This window comes from Amycolatopsis sp. CFH S0740, assembly GCF_004522315.1.
Taxonomy (GTDB): Bacteria; Actinomycetota; Actinomycetes; order Mycobacteriales; family Pseudonocardiaceae; genus Amycolatopsis; species Amycolatopsis nivea.
Genome location: NZ_SDLS01000048.1, coordinates 1 through 16355 on the forward strand (window position 1 = coordinate 1; position 16355 = coordinate 16355).

Here is a 16355-nt window from a genome sequence, read left to right on the forward strand (position 1 = left end):
GGGTCCACCCACCCACACCCGCACCTTAAAACTCAAGCTCAGGGTTCCCCTCACGTACGTCCGCATGGCCTCGAGACGGGAATGCGTTATTCCGCCTGGCAGCCAGAAGGGCGCCGCCGGGATTCCCGGCGGCGCCCTCACCGCTGATCAACTGCCGCGGCCCCCGCGGCACAGCTGCCGAAAAGAACGCTCAGGCGCTGGCCTTCTTGCGCGTCGCGCGCTTGCGAGCCGGCTTGGCCGGAGCCTCGGTGTCGCGCTCCTCGTACGCCTTCACGATCTCCGCCGGGAGCCGGCCCCGGTCGGACACGGTGAAACCGTTGTTCTCTGCCCACTCGCGCATCGCCTTGTTGCGCTCGCGGTCCGCGGCGGTCGAAGCCGGCCGCGGGGACTGCCCGGCGGCCATCCGGACCTTGCGGCCGCCGACCCGGCGCGAGGCGGCGACATAGCGGGCCAGCTCTTCCCGAAGTGCGGCAGCGTTGTCTTCGGACAGGTCGATCTCGTAGCTCACGCCGTCAAGACTGAACGGGACGGTCTGTTCGGCGATGCTGCCGTCGATGTCGTCCACCATCTCGACATGGACTTTTTGCGCCATGATTCGCGTTCCTTCACCTTCTACAGGATGTGCCTGCGATTACCCTATCGTGTCGAGTGACGGTACGCGCAGCGCGACTCCATTCCGGTTCCGCCGCCGGTGCTTTCCCGGCCGGTTCCCGAACACCTTCGGTGCCCAATCCGCGACGCCGCGCACAGTTCCGGCGCGCTGGAAAATTTCCAGTATCGCGGTATTCGCACGCGGTTTCCCGCTGAGCGGACGGAAGAGCGGCCCCGAAACGGCTGAAGGCCACCGGGTCGAAACCCGATGGCCTTCGGCGGTGCGAGGAGAAAACGCGAGCTAGTTCCGCCCGGCGGGCGCACCCGTGCGCGGGTCGAGCGGAAGCTTGCCCGCCCGCGGCCACCAGAAGTTGAACATGTTCCAGAGTCCGCCCGCGCGAGTGTCGAACGAGCCGTTCCCGACCCGGCCGGAGAACCAGTTGTCCTCGATGAACTTCAGCACCGAGGTCTGGTCGGTCCGGGTGTGGTCGACGTAGTTCACCTTGCTGTAGGGCGAGACGACCAGCAGCGGCAGCCGCGGGCCGTAGCCGCAGCGGTCGGAGTGCCCGCCGAGCCCGGCCGGCTTTCCGGTGCACACGGCCTGGTCCTGCGACGCGTCCTGCGAGCCGTTGACGATCTTCGGGTTCTCGTGGTCGTACCAGCCGTCGGAGTCGTCGTAGGCGAGCACGATCGCGGTCGAACGCCACTCCGGCGACTGCTGGATCTTGTTGATCTCGTCCACGACGAAATGCTGTTCGTCGAGCGGGTCGGAATAGCCCGCGTGCCCGTCCTGGTACTCCGGCGCCTTCAGGAAGCTCACCGCGGGCATCGAACCGGCCTTGAGCGCGGCGTCGAAATCGCTCGTGTCGTACTGGTGGTTGGCCTGGTCGGTCTGCCCGATCGCCTGCACCGAGGACGGCGGCAGGTGGTGCGGGTTCGAAGTGGACTTGTAGTACTGGAACGGCTGGTGGTGCGGGCTGTAGTCCACGGAGGACTGATTGCCGACGTTCGCGTGCTTCTGCCCGCAGACCGCGTAGCCGTTCTGAGTGCCGGTCGGCTTGAAGCCGCCCTGGAACCAGCCCCACGTGACGTGCCGGTCGTTCAGCAGGTCGCCGACATTGCGGCCCTGCATCGCGCCCAGGTTGTCCTTCGCGGTGTGGTTCTTGTCCGAACAGTCGTCCCACGCCGGGTCCGGGTCGTTGATCACGGTGCCGACGCCGTCCTGGTCCGGCGACGCGACGACGTACGGGTCGCTCTTCGGCTCGTGCGTGACCGGGTCGACCGCCTGGATCCCGTGCGTCTGCCCGGAGATCAGGTTGATCGCGCCCGGGGTCGACGGGCCGAAGACGGTGTTGAACGAGTTGTCGCTCATCGAGTAGTGCTGCGCGTACTTCCACATGCCGGTGACGGTGTTGCCGTCGTAGTAGTCCATGACCAGACCCGGCTCGCCGAACAGGACCGGCTGGCCGGTGCACTTGTCGGTCTCGGTCTTCTCGACGAACTTGTCCATCTTGCCGCCGTTGAACGCGGCCTGCTCGGCGCCGTAGCTGTGGTTCTGGTCGCAGGTGAGCGCCTGGTCCGGCCCGAGCCGCTTCGGGTTGTAGGCGTTCGGGTTCCGCGTCAGCAGCTTCTCGTCGAGGCCGTTGACCTTCGGCGTGTTCTTCGCGGCCTGGAACGGGGTGCCGTTCTCGTTGGTGGCCTTCGGGTAGGTGCCGAAGTAGTGGTCGAACGAGATGTTCTCGCCGAAGATCACCACGACGTGCTTGATCGGGGTGAGCGTCGGCAGCCACGACGCCGGCAGCGGGTGCAGCGGCTGGGCCTGCGCGGACGACGCCGCGGACCCGGTGACGATCGCGAGCACGGCCGCCGAGACGAGCGCGCCCGCACCGAGCAGGCGACGGCGCCGCCTGCCGAATGCTGTGTCCACTGAGGATTCCTCCTGGTTTCGCGGGGTGAGGATCGGGGCGCGCCTCAGGCGAGGAGCGCCCGGCCGAAGTGGTCGCCGGGACCGGTGACGCCGGGCAGCGCGAAGAAGTAGCCGCCGCCGAACGGGGAGATGTAGTCGACGAGCGGTTCGTCGATCAGCCGCTTCTGCACCGCCTCGAACTGGCGCTCGAGGTCCTGCTGGTAGCAGGTGAAGACGAGACCCATGTCGAGGTTGCCGTTGGCGTCGACCCCGCGGTCGTAGTTGACCGCGCGGCGCAGGATCCGCTGTCCGTCGGTCTGCGGGGTGCGCGGATTCGCCTTGCGGATGTGGCTGGTGAGCGGGATGACGGTGCCGATCGGATCGTCGGCGTACCGGGGTTCGTCCTGTTCGGACGCTCCGTCCAGCGGCGCGCCGGTGTCCCGGCGGCGGCCGAACATGTTCTCCTGCTCGGTGATCGAGACCCGGTCCCAGAACTCGACCAGCATCCGGATCAGCCGGATCACCTGGTAACTGCCGCCGGTCGTCCACGCGGGCTCGCCCGCCCCGGACACCCACACCAGCCGGTCCATTTCGGACTCGCCCGGATTCGCGGTGCCGTCCTTGAACCCCATCAGATTGCGCGGCGTGCCGGACGGCCTTGACGGCGAACTGAAGCCGTTGATCTTCCAGCGCAGCTGCATCCCGCCACGCGTCGCGCGGGTCAGGTCGCGCAACGCGTGCAGCACGGTGTCGGTGTCGCTCGCGGACAGCGTGAGCGACAGGTCGCCATGGCATTGCGGGGCGTCGAGCGCGTCGTTGGGGAACATGGTCATCGGCTTGAGCTTCTTGGGCTTGCGTTCGGCCAACCCGTACCGACCGTCGAAAAGGGACGATCCGACGCCGACGATCACGCCAAGATCGCTCTGCGGCACGACCGGGCCGAGCACCCCCGAGTCGGCGGGCGGAGCGGTGATCCCGAGCGCGGCCGGAGCACCGCCGTTCGTGAGAAACCGCGCGCGGTCGGTGATTTCCTGGAACAAGTGCGTCAACTCGGCACGATTCTCGGCGACCACGTCGAAGGACGCGATCACGCTCTGCGCCGGCGGCTGGCGGAGAATCGCCGCCTGCCTGGGACCGTGGAAGGGAACGGTTTTGGGTTCTTCGCTCGCGCTGGCCGCCACCCCCATTCCGGCAGCCGCGGTAATCCCCGCGCCGACGACCGTACGACGCAGGAAGGACCGGCGAGAGGACTCCGTCGTCACGAGATCCTCCTCGGCTCCGCGATCGCGGCGATCGGCGCGAGCAACTCGGTCAACTCGCTGACGTCGGCATTGAGCTTCTGCCGCTGCAGCGCGGACAACTGGCTGACCGGCGTCCACGAGTCGTCCGGCTTCTTGGCACTGTCGAGTGCGGCCGCCTGCGCCCCGTCGAGGTTCGCCCGAGCGGCGGCTAGGAAGGACCGGCGAGAGGACTCCGTCGTCACGAGATCCTCCTCGGCTCCGCGATCGCGGCGATCGGCGCGAGCAACTCGGTCAACTCGCTGACGTCGGCATTGAGCTTCTGCCGCTGCAGCGCGGACAACTGGCTGACCGGCGTCCACGAGTCGTCCGGCTTCTTGGCACTGTCGAGTGCGGCCGCCTGCGCCCCGTCGAGGTTCGCCCGAGCGGCGGCTAGGAAGGACCGGCGAGAGGACTCCGTCGTCACGAGATCCTCCTCGGCTCCGCGATCGCGGCGATCGGCGCGAGCAACTCGGTCAACTCGCTGACGTCGGCATTGAGCTTCTGCCGCTGCAGCGCGGACAACTGGCTGACCGGCGTCCACGAGTCGTCCGGCTTCTTGGCACTGTCGAGTGCGGCCGCCTGCGCCCCGTCGAGGTTCGCCCGAGCGGCGGCTAGGAAGGACCGGCGAGAGGACTCCGTCGTCACGAGATCCTCCTCGGCTCCGCGATCGCGGCGATCGGCGCGAGCAACTCGGTCAACTCGCTGACGTCGGCATTGAGCTTCTGCCGCTGCGGCGCGGACAGCTGGCTGACCGGCGTCCACGAGGTGTCCGGCTTCTTGACACTGTCGAGCGCGGCCTTGGCGCGTTCCATCCAGCTGTCCACCTTGGACAGCCCCGGATAACGTGGCGCGAGAACCGGACGCAGCACATTGAGGACCGCCTGGGTCCCGTCGAGGTTCGCGCGAGCGGTGGCGAGGTTGGTGCCGCTGCCGTAATCGGTGCGGGCGGTCAGTTCGAATTGCAGGGTGTTCTCCACGATCTCGTGCGCGCGCAGACCGAGGTCGTTCGGATCGACCTGACTGTCCGCAAAGGACTTGCGGAGTTTCTGCACGTCGCTGTCCAGCTGATCGGCCACCGGCGCGAGGGCGGCGAGGTCTTCGTTGTGCCACAAGCCGGATTCGAGCCGATGGAACCCGGTGAAGTCCGGGTTCTTGATTCCGCCGGGCAGCCCGGCGGCGGTGCCGTTGATGGCCTTGTCGGAGTCGCCGAAGGCGTTATAGGCCGCGCCAAGCCGTTCGTAGTCGAGATGCGCGACGAGCCAAGCGCTCTGGCTCGCGCCGCGATCATTGGCGCGAATGGCGTCCTTCACCTTGCCGACGTCGGCGGCCAACTGGCCAAGTCCTTGCGTCACATGGGCTTGATAGGACTTCAACGGTCCGAGCAGATCGTTCTGCGTCACCGGCGCGACGCCCGGACCACGTTCGGCACCGCCGCTCACCGTGACGGTCGGTCCGACAATCGCCGACGAATCCTCGGGGAGACAACGGAATGCGTAACCTCCATTGCCGAGCGTGACCTGCATCGGCCGGGTCGTCCCGCTGCCCAGTCCCTCGACCTCGCCGTAGACCACCCCGGTCGCCGGGTCGATCAAATCGACCTCGGCGGTCACGGTTCCGGTGTTGTGCAGGCGAAAGGTCTGCACCCCTGCTCGCGGATCCGCCCAGCCCTGCCCGCAGGCCGACCGGGAGATCTGGATCTCCGGATCCTGCGCCGAAGCCCCGTCGGGCCAGACCGCGAACGCGATCCCCGCCGCGACGACCGCGATCGCGACCCCACCGCCGATCCAGCGGGCACGCACAGACCCCGGCACTATTTCCTCCACTCACACGTTCGGGCTACCGGGACGGAATTATGCGTGCGGAAAGTGAAGAAACCCTGGCCGAGAACGTCGCCTACCCGGGAATTCACCAGGACTTCAACCAAAGAACGGAAGAAGCCGGACATAGCCGCCAAAGTGCGTGGTAGTGGCTGCCCGATTCGCCGGAAATAACACCCTCAAGCCATGTCCGGATCATTCGGAATGTCCGGTTCCAGGCAAGGGGAGGTCTCGCAGTGCCGGTCTCGCCAGGGTCTCCCGGACATCCAGAAATCCCGTCAGCCTGTGTCCGTACCTGCTTCCACAGCAAAGGAACGAAGACCCATGGCGGACACTCACTCAGACCTGTTCGACCTGAGCGGGAAATGCGCACTCGTCACTGGCGGCACCAGAGGCATCGGGATGATGATCGCGCGCGGCCTCCTGCAAGCAGGCGCCCGCGTCATTGTCAGCTCACGCACAGCAGACGCGTGCGCCGAGGCAGAGCGCCTACTGTCCGAATTCGGGGACGTCCAAGCAATTCCCGCCGACCTGTCCAAGCACGACGAGTGCCAGCGTCTCGCCGACCTGGTCACCGCCAGCTCGGACCGCCTGGACATCCTCGTCAACAACGCGGGAGCGATGCGACGCGAGCCGCTGGAGACGTTCCCGACCGAAGCCTGGGACGCCGTCCTCGACCTCAACCTCAAATCGCCGTTCTGGCTGGTCCAGGCCCTGCTCCCGGCACTGCGCAAGGCAGGCACCGCCGACGATCCCGCCCGGATCATCAACATCGGCAGCATCGCCGCCATCCACGTCGCCGAGGCGCCCAACTACTCCTACGCCAGCAGCAAAGCCGCACTCCACCAACTCACCAGGGTCCTCGCCAGGGAACTTGGCCCACAACACATCACGGTGAACGCGGTCGCCCCCGGCGTGTTCCCGTCACAGATGATGGCGGCCACCATCGACGCCATCGGCGACACGATCGCGGCGAAAGCACCGCTGCGCCGGCTCGGCCGCGACGACGACATGGCAGGCGTCGCCGTATTCCTCGCCAGCCGAGCCGGGTCCTACCTGACCGGCGCCATCGTCCCGGTCGACGGCGGCACCGCCACCACCGCCTCGGGCACCTAGCGGGGTACTGCCATGGACTTAAGGTCGCGCGGCCCCGTCCGGAGGCGCGGCTTTGCGGTACGTGAGGGGAACCCTGAGGGAATCAGATTCCCTGAGGGTTCCCCTCACGTACCTGGCGGGGGTACTGGCAGGGCCTCCCTCCGGCCGCGGGCAGGGCTTACCGTGAAAGGGTGGCCATGATCGATCTGCGCAGCGAGATCAAGGAGTTTCTGAGCTCGCGCCGTGCGCGCATCACACCTGAGCGGGCTGGGCTGCCCGCCTACGGCGGCAACCGCCGGGTCAAAGGCCTGCGCCGCGAAGAGGTCGCGCTGCTGGCCGGGGTCTCGGTCGACTACTACGTGCGCATGGAACGCGGCAGCCTCGCCGGGGCCTCCGACGGCGTGCTCGACGCGGTGTCCTCGGCCCTGCAACTCGACGAGGCCGAGCGCGACCACCTGTTCCACCTCGCGCGGCAGTCCAAGACACCGGGCGGTGCCCGCCGTCGGCGGCCAGCCGTGACGGTGCGTCCGGCGCTTCAGCAAGTGCTCGCCGCCGTCACCGACGCCCCGGCGTGGATCTGCAACGGCCGCTACGACGTCCTCGCCACGAATCGCCTTGCCCGCGCGCTGTATGCGCCGGTGCTGGCCGACCCGCGACGACCGGCGAACACCGCGCGGTTCGTGTACCTGGATCCCGACGCGGCGAGCACGTTCTTCGTCGACTACGACCGGGTCGCCCGTGACGTGGCCGCGAAACTGCGCATGGAAGCGGGCCGCAACCCGCACGACGACGAGCTGATCGCCCTGGTCGGAGAACTATCGACACGCAGCGAACTGTTCCGGCAGCGGTGGGCCTCCCAGGACGTCCGGCTCCACCGGTCCGGACGCAAACGCCTGCACCATCCCGTCGTGGGCCGGCTCGACCTGGACGTCGAATCGATGGACCTGCCCACCGACCCCGGCCTGCTCCTTAACATCTACACGGCTCCCGCCGGCACGGCCGCCGCGGACGGCCTAGCCCTCTTGGCGTCGTGGGCGGCCGGCCAGGAGGAACTGGCGACCGAGACTCCGGCACTCAGCTGATCTGCCCGGCTCCCCGCTCCGCCAAGCCAGCGCGGAAAACCCGGCACCCCGCAGCGCGGATTCCCGCTAGCGTGACAGCAATTCGCACGAAGGGCGGGAGCATGAACCACACCGAACTCACCGAACGTTTCGCCACCCTGACCACCGCCCACCTGGCCGACGGCTGCCTGCGAGCCCGCCTGACCGTGCGGTGCGCCCCAGCCGGGACCAGGTCCGTCATCCCAGGCCAGAAGCTCTCCGGTCGAGTCCTGCCAGCCAGGCACGCGGGCAGCGTCGACGTCTTCCTGGAAGCGATCACCGCCGCCAGCCCCGGCGACGTCCTGGTGGCCGACAACCGGGGCCGGCTGGACGAGAGCTGTGTCGGCGATCTCATCACGGCCGAAGTCGCGGCGGCCGGACTCGGCGGGATCGTCATCTGGGGGCTGCACCGCGACACCGCCGAACTCCGCGAAATCGGCCTCCCGGTATTCAGCCTCGGCTCCCTCTCCACCGGACCCCTGCACCTCAACGACCGCGCCGCCGACGCCCTCGAATCCGCCACCGTCGGCGAATGGACCGTGACCACCGACGACCTGGTCTTCGGCGACGACGACGGCGTTCTCTTCGTCCCAGCCGCCCAAGCCGAGGAGGTCTTCCGGCTGGCCGAATCCATCCGCGAAACCGAACACCGGCAAGCCGCGAAGATCCGCGACGGCGTCCCCCTCCGCGAACAGGTCCGGTTCAGCGAATTCCTGTCCCGCCGGGAAACCGACCCGTCCTACACTTTCCGCCAGCACCTCCGCGCGAAAGACGGCGCCATTGAAGAATAAGAAAACCGCCCTGGTCACCGGAGTCGGCAGAAAAGCCGGAATAGGCGCCGCGATCGCCACCCGGCTGCAGGAAGACGGCTGGCATGTCATCACCACCTACTGGTCCGACTACGACCGCCGAATGCCGTGGGGCGCCGACGAAACCGTCCAGGGCATCGAAGCCGACCTAGCCGACCCGGAAACCCCGGCGATGCTGTTCGACCAGATCGACGACGACGTCCAAGCTCTGGTGCTAGCCCACTGCGAGTCCGTGGATTCCAGCCTGCTCGACACCACAGTGGACAGTTTCGACCGGCACTTCGCGGTGAACGCCCGCGCGAGCTGGCTGCTGATCCGGGAGTTCGCCCAACGCTACCGCGGACCGCACGGCGCGGGCCGGATCGTCACGCTGACCAGCGACCACGTGGTGCACAACCTGCCGTACGGGGCAAGCAAAGGCGCACTCGACCGGATCACCCTCGCCGCGGCCGGGGAACTCGGCCGCCTCGGCATCACAGCGAACGCGGTGAACCCCGGCCCGACCGACACCGGCTGGATCCCCGAAGCCCACCGCGAGGCGTTCGCACAGCACAATCCCCTTGGCCGGATCGGCACGCCACGCGACTGCGCGAGTCTCGTCGCGTTCCTCTGCGGCCCGGAAGGCGGCTGGGTGAACGGTCAAGTCCTCGTATCCAACGGAGGTGCGCCGTGAACGACAAACATCTCGCCTACGTCCTGCTCCCCCGCGGGGAAACCGTGCTGCTGATCCGCCGCGCGCCAGGGACTTTCCTCGGCGGGCATTGGGAATTCCCCGGCGGCACCGTCGAGCCCGGCGAAGCCCCGGAGACCACCGCGGTACGGGAAGTCGCCGAGGAAACCGGACTGCGGGTGCGGCTCGCGCGCGAACGGGCCCGCCAATCCTGGCCGGACCGCACCGGCAAACCGTTCACCGTGCACGCCGCCTACTACGACGCGCATCCGGAATTCCTCGGCGACCTTCAGCTCAACCCGGCCGAACACGACGACCATCGCTGGCTGACCCCCGCCGACGCGGCCGGACTCCCCCTGTCCGACCACGTCAGGCAGGTATTGCTCGGCTGAAATCCCGAGCCAGCTGCGCGGCCCGGTCCCGCAGCAACGACCGGGCCTCGGCGACGCACCGGTACTCGTCCGGCTCCACGTCGGTCAGCGCGTACACCCCGGCGAAGCCCGCTTCCCGCCATTCCGGCGCGGACAGCAGACATCGCCCGGCCAACGCGACGACCGGCGTGCCGCCCGCTGCACGGAGAACGCCCACTGGCGCTTTTCCGTGCAGCGACTGGGTATCCAGCGAGCCCTCGCCGGTGACGACGAGCCGCGCGTCGCGAGCCGCGGCCGGGAAACCCAGCAGCTCCAACAGCAACTCGATCCCCGGCCGAATGCGAGCGCCGAGTCCGGTGAGCACACCGAACCCGACGCCGCCTGCCGCGCCAGCGCCCGGGGTGGTGGCGTGCGCGGAGCCCACAACTTCGGCCCACCGAGCGAGCCCGCGTTCCAGCAACGCGATCTCGGACGGACCGGCGCCCTTCTGCGGCCCGTACACCGCGGCGGCGCCATCCACACCCAGCAACGGGTTATCCACATCGGACGCCAGGACAATGTCCACTTCGGGCAGTCCGGACAGCTCCACTGTGGACAACTCGGTCAACGCGGCACCGCCCGGCGGAAGCGGCGCGCCGGAAGCGTCGAGCAATCGCGCGCCCAACGCGGTCAGCAATCCGGCTCCGCCGTCAGTGCAGGCACTGCCGCCGACCCCGAGCACGATCTGCGTCGCCCCGGCGGCACGGGCGGCCGCGATCAGCTCGCCCGTGCCGTAGCTCGACGCGGTCAGCGGTTCCGGCCGACCGCCGGGCAGCCGGTGGAGGCCGGACGCCTCCGCCAGCTCGACCACGGCGACCGACCCGCGCAGCGCGTAGTACGCGGTGATCCGGCGGCCGGTCGGCCCGGAAACCCGCACCGGGACCCGCTGGAACCCGGCGGCGACAGCGGCGGCGACTGTCCCGTCGCCGCCGTCCGCCACCGGCAGCTGCCGCACCGGCTCGCCCGGCGCGACCTCGGCGAACGCCGCGGCCACCACCTCCGCGACCTCCGCCGCGGTGAGCGAGCCCTTGAACTTGTCCGGAGCGACCAGAACCGTCACGCCGCGGCCTTGAACGCTCGCCAGTCGCCGATTTCCGTGATGTCCCGCAGCTGCACGTGCGAGGTCTGCGGCCGCCGCAGCAGCATCGCGAACGCCGAACTGCCGTCGGCCAGTTCGATCACGCCCAGCTCCAGTTCCGGCGGTTCGGACGGGAGCACCCGGTCGCGCAGCTGGTCCAGCGTGAGGTCGTACACCTCGCCGGAGATCGCCGCGCCGCCGTGCGCTACCGGGACCAGCGCCGGGCATTGCCCGCCTACCGAATAGAACCGGTACTTCGCGGCCGTGGTCGTTTCGGCCACCAGCGGAGCGCCGTCGAGCAGATGGTGCAGAGGTTCGCCGCGCATCGCGCCGCCGTTGAGGAACATCAGAGGCATGGTGGTCCCTTTCTTTTTAGAGGATCGCCTTCACCACGTCGATTCCGAAATAGACGGTGAACACGAGCGCGAGCACGGTGAGGATCCACCCTGCTTCACGCCACTTCCCGCGGAAGGTCTTGATCAGCACGAACGCGATGAGGCCCGCGCCGACGCCGTTGGTGATGGAGTAGGTGAACGGAATGAGCGCGACGGTGAGGAACACCGGGATCGTGTAATCCGGGTCGTGCCACGGGATGTTGCGGCACTGCGCCACCATCATCCCGCCGATCACCACGAGCGCGGGCGCGGCGGCCTGCGCCGGCACGATGCCCGCGATCGGCGTGAACAGCAGCGTCGCCCCGAACAGGAGTCCGGTCACGACACTCGCCAGCCCGGTCCGCGCGCCCTCCCCGACGCCGGCCGCGGACTCCAGGAACACGGTGTTCGGCGACGAGCCGGACATCCCGCCCGCGATCGCCCCGGCCCCGTCCACGAACAGGATCCGGCCCATCCGCGGCACCCGGCCGTTCTTCGACAGCCCGGCCTCGGCCGACACGCTGGTAATCGTGCCCATCGCGTCGAAGAACCCGGACAGCACCAGGGTGAACAGGAAGATCGTCGCGGTCAGCGCACCCGCCTTGGCGAATCCGCCGAACAAATCGACGTGCCCGAGCAGCCCGAAATCGGGAGCGGCGACCACGGAATGCGGCAGCGTCGGAGTCGTCAAACCCCATTCGCCGACCCCGAATCCGTCGTGCAGCACCACCGCGAGCACGGTGGCGGCGGCGATGCTGATCAGCACCGCGCCGGGCACCTTCCGCGACATCAGCACGGTCATCAGCAGCAGGCCGAAGCAGAACACCGCGATCGGCCAGCCGTCGAGATGCCCGTCGAGCCCGAGCCGCACCGGGACGGTCGAATGCGCCGCGTCCGGGGTCCGCGTGACGAACCCGGCGCTCACCAGGCCGACCAGCGCGATGTACAAGCCGATGCCGACGGTGATCGCGGTTTTCAGCGGCCCGGGAATCGCGTTCATGATGCGTTCCCGGACCCCGCTGACCGCCATCAGCACAATGCAGACGCCTTCGAGCACTACCAGCCCGAACGCCTGCGCCCACGTCATCGCAGGCGCCATCTGGAACGCGACGATGCCGTTGATGCCGAGACCGGCGGCGAGCGCGAGCGGCGCGTTGCCGACGAGTCCCATGAGGACAGTCATCACGGCGGCGGCCAGCGCGGTCGCCGTCGTCACTTGCGCGGCGCTGAGTTTCGCGCCGGTGATGTCGGCGGAGGCGCCGAGGATGAGCGGGTTGAGCAAAACGATGTAGGCCATCGCGACGAACGTGGTCACGCCGCCGCGTACTTCCCGGCCTACGCTGGTGTCGCGAGCGCGTATTTCGAATAGTCGCTCCACAATGGACTTGCGCTGAGGTCCGGGAGCCGAGGTCACCGCTTCGTCGAGGCGTACCTGGGTCATGCGTCCTCCCCTTGCCGGTGGGTGTGCCGCACCGCACCCCTGGCATACGCACGGGGCGGGACGGCGGGACGTTTGCGTTTTTCTGGTGCTCCGGTCAGCACCGGGAGGGTGGCCCGGTGGGGTGGGGCGGGGAACGCTGAAGCCGATTCTGACCGGCATCAGCACTCGCCGAGACTCAGTACTCGATCCGGTCGGACCGGTTGAGCCAGGCGGAGAACGGGGCGAAAGCCTCCGGAGTGGACACTCGCGAAACCGGGGTCTGCCACGTTTCGCGCGGGTGCTCGAACAGCTCGTAGAAGGCCCGGTCGTCGAACCCGGCGCGGGCGGCGTCGTCGCGGTCGGCGGTGTACAGCACGCGGTCCACGCGCGCCCACAGCGACGAGGCGAGGCACATCGGGCACGGCTCGCACGAGGAGACGAGCACGCAGCCGGCGAGGCTGAACGTGCCGAGCGCCTGGCAGGCCGCGCGGATCGCGACCACCTCGGCGTGCGCGGTCGGGTCGAGCGACGGGGTGACGCGGTTGACGCCGGTCGCGACGATTTCGCCGTCCTTCACCACGAGCGCGCCGAACGGGCCGCCGCCGTCGGCGACGTTCTTCTCGGCGATCCGCACGCATTCGGCGAGCCAGGCGCGTTCGACGTCGGCATCGATGGACACGGTCATGACAGTACTGCTCCCAACAGCTCGGGTTTCGGGTTTGCTCAGGACCAGGCCGGACCGGCGGGCGGGGCGTCGTCGCGCAGGACGGTGCCCTCGATCAGGCCGTAGGGCCGGTCGGCGGCGTAGAACACCTCGCCGGGGTTGTCGAGGCCGAACGGCTCGAGGTCGACGAGGAAGTGGTGCTTGTTCGGCAGCGAGAACCGGATCTCCGCGATCTCCGGGACGGCCTCCAGCACCGCCTGCCCCATCGCGTACAGCGTCTGCTGCAGGGACTGGCTGTGCGTGCCGCCGAACGCGTCGAGCAGGGTGGCGAGCGCGGTCTCGTGCGCGTGCGTCCAGTCGGTCTCCTCGACCGAGTACCGCCAGGTCGCGGACACCGCGGTGGCCAGGATCCGGTCCTTGACCTCGACCAGCGTGGTGTATTCGTCGCGCGGGAAGCCCCAGAATTCGGATCCGGTGGAGTTGAGCACGGTCAGGTCCTCGACTCCGCCGAGCACCCAGGCCCGCTCGCCGTCGTAGGTGACGCGCGTGGTGCGGGTGCCCGCCCCGGACCGGGCGAACGAGTGATGCGCCGGCCGTCCGCCGACCTGCAGCCGCTCCCACGGATGAGCCACGATCCCGACCCGGGCGGCGTGGATGCTCTCCTGCGTGGACACGAAATGCCGGGCCAGCCGCAGCGCGAAGTCCTCGATCTCGCCGATGCCGTCGCGGGCGAAGGCGAAGACGGTGTTCTTCTGCGTGTCGGTGGCCAGCACCTTGTCGTTGGCCCCGGTCAGGTGGGTGTCGCTCATGTCGCCCGACAGCGACACGCTCACGGTGAGGTCGGTGATCCGGTGCTCGTCGCCTTCGCGGTCGACGCGGACCAGCCGGTTTTCAGCCTTCCCGTAGCGGTTGTCGCCAAGAACGATCGCCATTGGTCATCCCTTCTCGTTCGCTCGCCGAGTGAGTACACCTGCCGCGGCGTGGCCCGGGCCACGGCAGATCCACCGAAAGCGGCGACGGCGAACGGCCGGTTTTTCGTAGCTTCCGCCAAACCCCTCTGGTGTGCGGTACTGATGGGCGGAAGGAGGCGCGCATGCGGCTGGGTGCACTGCTCGACACCCCGGAGCTGGGGTTGCGGCTGCTGGCGGGCGAGAAGGCGCGCGACCGCGAGTTCGGCCGCGTCTTCCAGGCGACCCTGCAGGATCCGACGCGGTACCTCGACGGCGGCGAGATCGTGCTGTGCGGCATGCGCTGGCTGCCCGGTCCCGCGGACGCGGACGTGTTCGTCGGCAAACTCGCCGCCGCGGGGGTGACCGCGCTCGGGGCGGGCACCGCGGAGGTCGGCGGCCCGGTTCCGGACTATCTCGTGGCCGCCTGCGAGCGCGTCGGCCTGCCGTTGTTCGAGGTGCCAGTGTCGGTTTCGTTCGCGACCGTGGCCGAGCGGGTGATCCTGGGCCTCGCGGCGGAGCGCTCGGCGCCGGCCCGCGATTCGCACCGGCGGCTGGTGGCCGCGGTGACCTCCGGCCACGGGCTGTCCGCGCTGGTCAAGGCCGGTGCGGAGGAGCTGGGCACCGGCTGTCTCGTGCTGAGCGCGACCGGGCAGCAGCTGGCGGGCGGCCCCGAACTGCCCGCCGCGCGCCGCACCGCGCTGGCCCGCCGCTTCCTGCGCGCCGAACGGCTGCCGTGCCAGGACGGTCCGGTCACCCTGCTCGGCGCGGCCGGACGCTCGGGCCACCGGATCGCGAGCTGGTTCCTCGTGGTGGACGGCGATCCGGCGCAGTGGCCGTCCGCGCGCCGGGAGCTGGCGCTGGAACTGGCGGCGCTGGTCGGGCTCGAACGGTCCCGGGTGGACGAGGCCAGGCGGATCGAGAACCGCGCGGCCGAACCGCTGCTCCGGCTGGTGCTCTCCGACGACGCCGCGCCGGGCGAGCTGACCTCCAGGCTGTCCGCTGCCGGGTTCGCGCCGCAGGAACCGGTGACGACGCTGTCCGCCGAGGTCCGCGGCGGCGGGCCGGGCCTTGCGCAGGTGCTGGTGGAGGAGTTGCTTTCGACCACCGGACAGCCAGTGCTGGTGGCGACCGTCGACGGGGAGACCTTCGGCCTCTGCTCCTCGCGCGACACCGAAACGTTGCGGGAGGCGGTGCACACGATCGAACCCGCGCTCGGGTCCGCGCGGCTGACGCTCGGCCTGAGCCGGGCCGCGGACGCCGCCGGGCTCCGCGCCGGGGTGCAGGAAGCCCGGCACGCGCGCACGCTGGCCGCGCTGACGCCGGGCCGCGCGACGGTGCTGTCCGGCGACGAAGTGGCGTCGCATCTGCTGCTGCTCGCCGCCGTGCCGGAGGACCTGCGGCGGACATTCGGCGAAAAAGTACTGGGACCGGTACTCGCGTACGACGCGGCACACGGTTCCGAATTGATAACGACGCTCAAGGCGTTCCTGGAACATTCGGGATCTTGGACACAGACGTCGGCCACTCTGCACTTGCACGTGAACACCCTGCGATACCGGATCACCCGGATCGGCGAACTCACCGGACGCGATCCGAGCCGCTTCGCCGACCGCGTGGATCTTTATCTGGCGGGCTGCTTCACGCAGAACTGGGGGTGGTCTTGACCATCCGTCCGAAATGTCCTGCGGAAACGCCGGGCCGCGGGATTTTCCGTACCCCGTAACGGAAATCCAAGCAGTACGCTTATCCGTAAAGATTTATTGGGAATACTTGACCATTCGATGAACCAGGACGGCACTCGGGAGGAGGATGCACCATCCGACCGAGCGTCCTACTCTGAGGTCATGTACATCGCATTGCTGTCCTACACAGCCCCTCGAAACGAAGTCGACTACGCACTGGCCGAACACGCCGAGTGGCTGCGAAGCCAGTTCGCGCATGGATTGTTCCTCGTTTCCGGAAAAGGAAACGAGGACGCCGACCAGGTCATCATCTCCCGCCCGTGCCTGCGCGGCAAGCTGGACGCCGTGCTCGCCACCGACCCGCTCGTGCTGCAACGGCTCGCGCATTACCGCGTGATCGAATTCTCCGCCACCCGCACCGCGGGCGAGTTCCTGACCGTCAACGAGGCGCTCGCCTCCTGATCGCACCACTCACGCAGGATCGACCGAACGCCCGGACGCAGGTGGCC

The 16355-nt window shown here is 68.9% G+C and carries 19 protein-coding genes; 7 read left to right on the plus strand and 12 right to left on the minus strand.

Annotated features, from left to right (window positions below; genetic code table 11):
- Positions 1 to 190: 190 nt before the first annotated feature.
- From EIZ45_RS43340 to EIZ45_RS43370, 7 genes are all read right to left on the minus strand, one after another.
- Positions 191 to 592 (minus strand): Lsr2 family protein, encoded by a 402-nt coding sequence (locus EIZ45_RS43340; protein WP_037815144.1) that lies wholly within the window; start codon positions 590 to 592, stop codon positions 191 to 193.
- A 300-nt stretch (positions 593 to 892) separates the two neighbouring features.
- Positions 893 to 2518, minus strand: a complete 1626-nt coding sequence (locus tag EIZ45_RS43345; RefSeq protein WP_134670422.1) for a phospholipase C — start codon at positions 2516 to 2518, stop codon at positions 893 to 895.
- Positions 2519 to 2562: 44 nt separating this feature from the next.
- Positions 2563 to 3759 carry a Dyp-type peroxidase gene (locus EIZ45_RS43350; protein ID WP_134736118.1) on the minus strand — a complete coding sequence of 399 codons (1197 nt, stop codon included), beginning with the start codon at positions 3757 to 3759 and terminating at the stop codon, positions 2563 to 2565.
- Positions 3756 to 3980, minus strand: coding sequence for a hypothetical protein (locus tag EIZ45_RS43355; protein ID WP_240692050.1), 225 nt, complete (start codon positions 3978 to 3980; stop codon positions 3756 to 3758). Before EIZ45_RS43355 ends, EIZ45_RS43350 begins: the two co-directional genes overlap by 4 nt.
- Positions 3977 to 4201, minus strand: a complete 225-nt coding sequence (locus EIZ45_RS43360; protein WP_240692050.1) for a hypothetical protein — start codon at positions 4199 to 4201, stop codon at positions 3977 to 3979. The genes EIZ45_RS43355 and EIZ45_RS43360 overlap by 4 nt, the downstream gene beginning before the upstream one ends.
- Positions 4198 to 4422, minus strand: a complete 225-nt coding sequence (locus tag EIZ45_RS43365) for a hypothetical protein (RefSeq protein ID WP_240692050.1) — start codon at positions 4420 to 4422, stop codon at positions 4198 to 4200. The genes EIZ45_RS43360 and EIZ45_RS43365 overlap by 4 nt, the downstream gene beginning before the upstream one ends.
- Positions 4419 to 5588 (minus strand): EfeM/EfeO family lipoprotein, encoded by a 1170-nt coding sequence (locus EIZ45_RS43370; RefSeq protein ID WP_240692051.1) that lies wholly within the window; start codon positions 5586 to 5588, stop codon positions 4419 to 4421. The genes EIZ45_RS43365 and EIZ45_RS43370 overlap by 4 nt, the downstream gene beginning before the upstream one ends.
- 330 nt (positions 5589 to 5918) lie before the next feature.
- Between EIZ45_RS43370 and EIZ45_RS43375 the strand changes: the two genes are divergently transcribed.
- From EIZ45_RS43375 to EIZ45_RS43395, 5 genes are all read left to right on the plus strand, one after another.
- Positions 5919 to 6710, plus strand: a complete 792-nt coding sequence (locus EIZ45_RS43375; RefSeq protein WP_134670040.1) for an SDR family oxidoreductase — start codon at positions 5919 to 5921, stop codon at positions 6708 to 6710.
- A 170-nt stretch (positions 6711 to 6880) separates the two neighbouring features.
- Entirely contained in the window at positions 6881 to 7771 is an 891-nt protein-coding gene (locus tag EIZ45_RS43380) for a helix-turn-helix transcriptional regulator (protein ID WP_134670042.1), read from the plus strand.
- 101 nt (positions 7772 to 7872) lie between these two features.
- Positions 7873 to 8580, plus strand: a complete 708-nt coding sequence (locus tag EIZ45_RS43385; protein ID WP_037815151.1) for an RraA family protein — start codon at positions 7873 to 7875, stop codon at positions 8578 to 8580.
- A complete protein-coding gene (locus EIZ45_RS43390) occupies positions 8570 to 9271 on the plus strand; it encodes an SDR family oxidoreductase (protein WP_134670044.1) in 702 nt (233 codons plus the stop codon). Before EIZ45_RS43385 ends, EIZ45_RS43390 begins: the two co-directional genes overlap by 11 nt.
- Entirely contained in the window at positions 9268 to 9660 is a 393-nt protein-coding gene (locus tag EIZ45_RS43395) for an NUDIX hydrolase (RefSeq protein WP_043835052.1), read from the plus strand. Before EIZ45_RS43390 ends, EIZ45_RS43395 begins: the two co-directional genes overlap by 4 nt.
- Here EIZ45_RS43395 and EIZ45_RS43400 read toward each other — a convergent pair.
- The 5 genes from EIZ45_RS43400 to pucL all read right to left on the minus strand — a co-directional run bounded on the left by EIZ45_RS43400 (position 9638) and on the right by pucL (position 14146).
- Entirely contained in the window at positions 9638 to 10738 is a 1101-nt protein-coding gene (locus tag EIZ45_RS43400) for a glycerate kinase (protein WP_134670046.1), read from the minus strand. The genes EIZ45_RS43395 and EIZ45_RS43400 overlap by 23 nt on opposite strands.
- Positions 10735 to 11112 (minus strand): gamma-glutamylcyclotransferase, encoded by a 378-nt coding sequence (locus EIZ45_RS43405; RefSeq protein WP_009082380.1) that lies wholly within the window; start codon positions 11110 to 11112, stop codon positions 10735 to 10737. Before EIZ45_RS43405 ends, EIZ45_RS43400 begins: the two co-directional genes overlap by 4 nt.
- A 16-nt stretch (positions 11113 to 11128) precedes the next feature.
- The gene (locus EIZ45_RS43410) at positions 11129 to 12571 is read right to left on the minus strand and encodes an NCS2 family permease (RefSeq protein WP_134670048.1); all 1443 of its coding nucleotides are present in this window, start codon (positions 12569 to 12571) and stop codon (positions 11129 to 11131) included.
- A gap of 175 nt (positions 12572 to 12746) precedes the next feature.
- Entirely contained in the window at positions 12747 to 13235 is a 489-nt protein-coding gene (locus EIZ45_RS43415) for a nucleoside deaminase (protein ID WP_134670050.1), read from the minus strand.
- A 38-nt stretch (positions 13236 to 13273) separates the two neighbouring features.
- Complete coding sequence (gene pucL / locus EIZ45_RS43420; RefSeq protein WP_037815161.1) at positions 13274 to 14146, minus strand: factor-independent urate hydroxylase; 873 nt, start codon at positions 14144 to 14146, stop codon at positions 13274 to 13276.
- A gap of 161 nt (positions 14147 to 14307) precedes the next feature.
- Between pucL and EIZ45_RS43425 the strand changes: the two genes are divergently transcribed.
- Together EIZ45_RS43425 and EIZ45_RS43430 are read left to right on the plus strand one after the other, a co-directional pair.
- Positions 14308 to 15828, plus strand: a complete 1521-nt coding sequence (locus EIZ45_RS43425; RefSeq protein ID WP_037815162.1) for a PucR family transcriptional regulator — start codon at positions 14308 to 14310, stop codon at positions 15826 to 15828.
- Between the two features lie 180 nt (positions 15829 to 16008).
- Complete coding sequence (locus EIZ45_RS43430; protein ID WP_037815164.1) at positions 16009 to 16308, plus strand: YciI family protein; 300 nt, start codon at positions 16009 to 16011, stop codon at positions 16306 to 16308.
- The last annotated feature ends 47 nt before the right edge of the window (positions 16309 to 16355 follow it).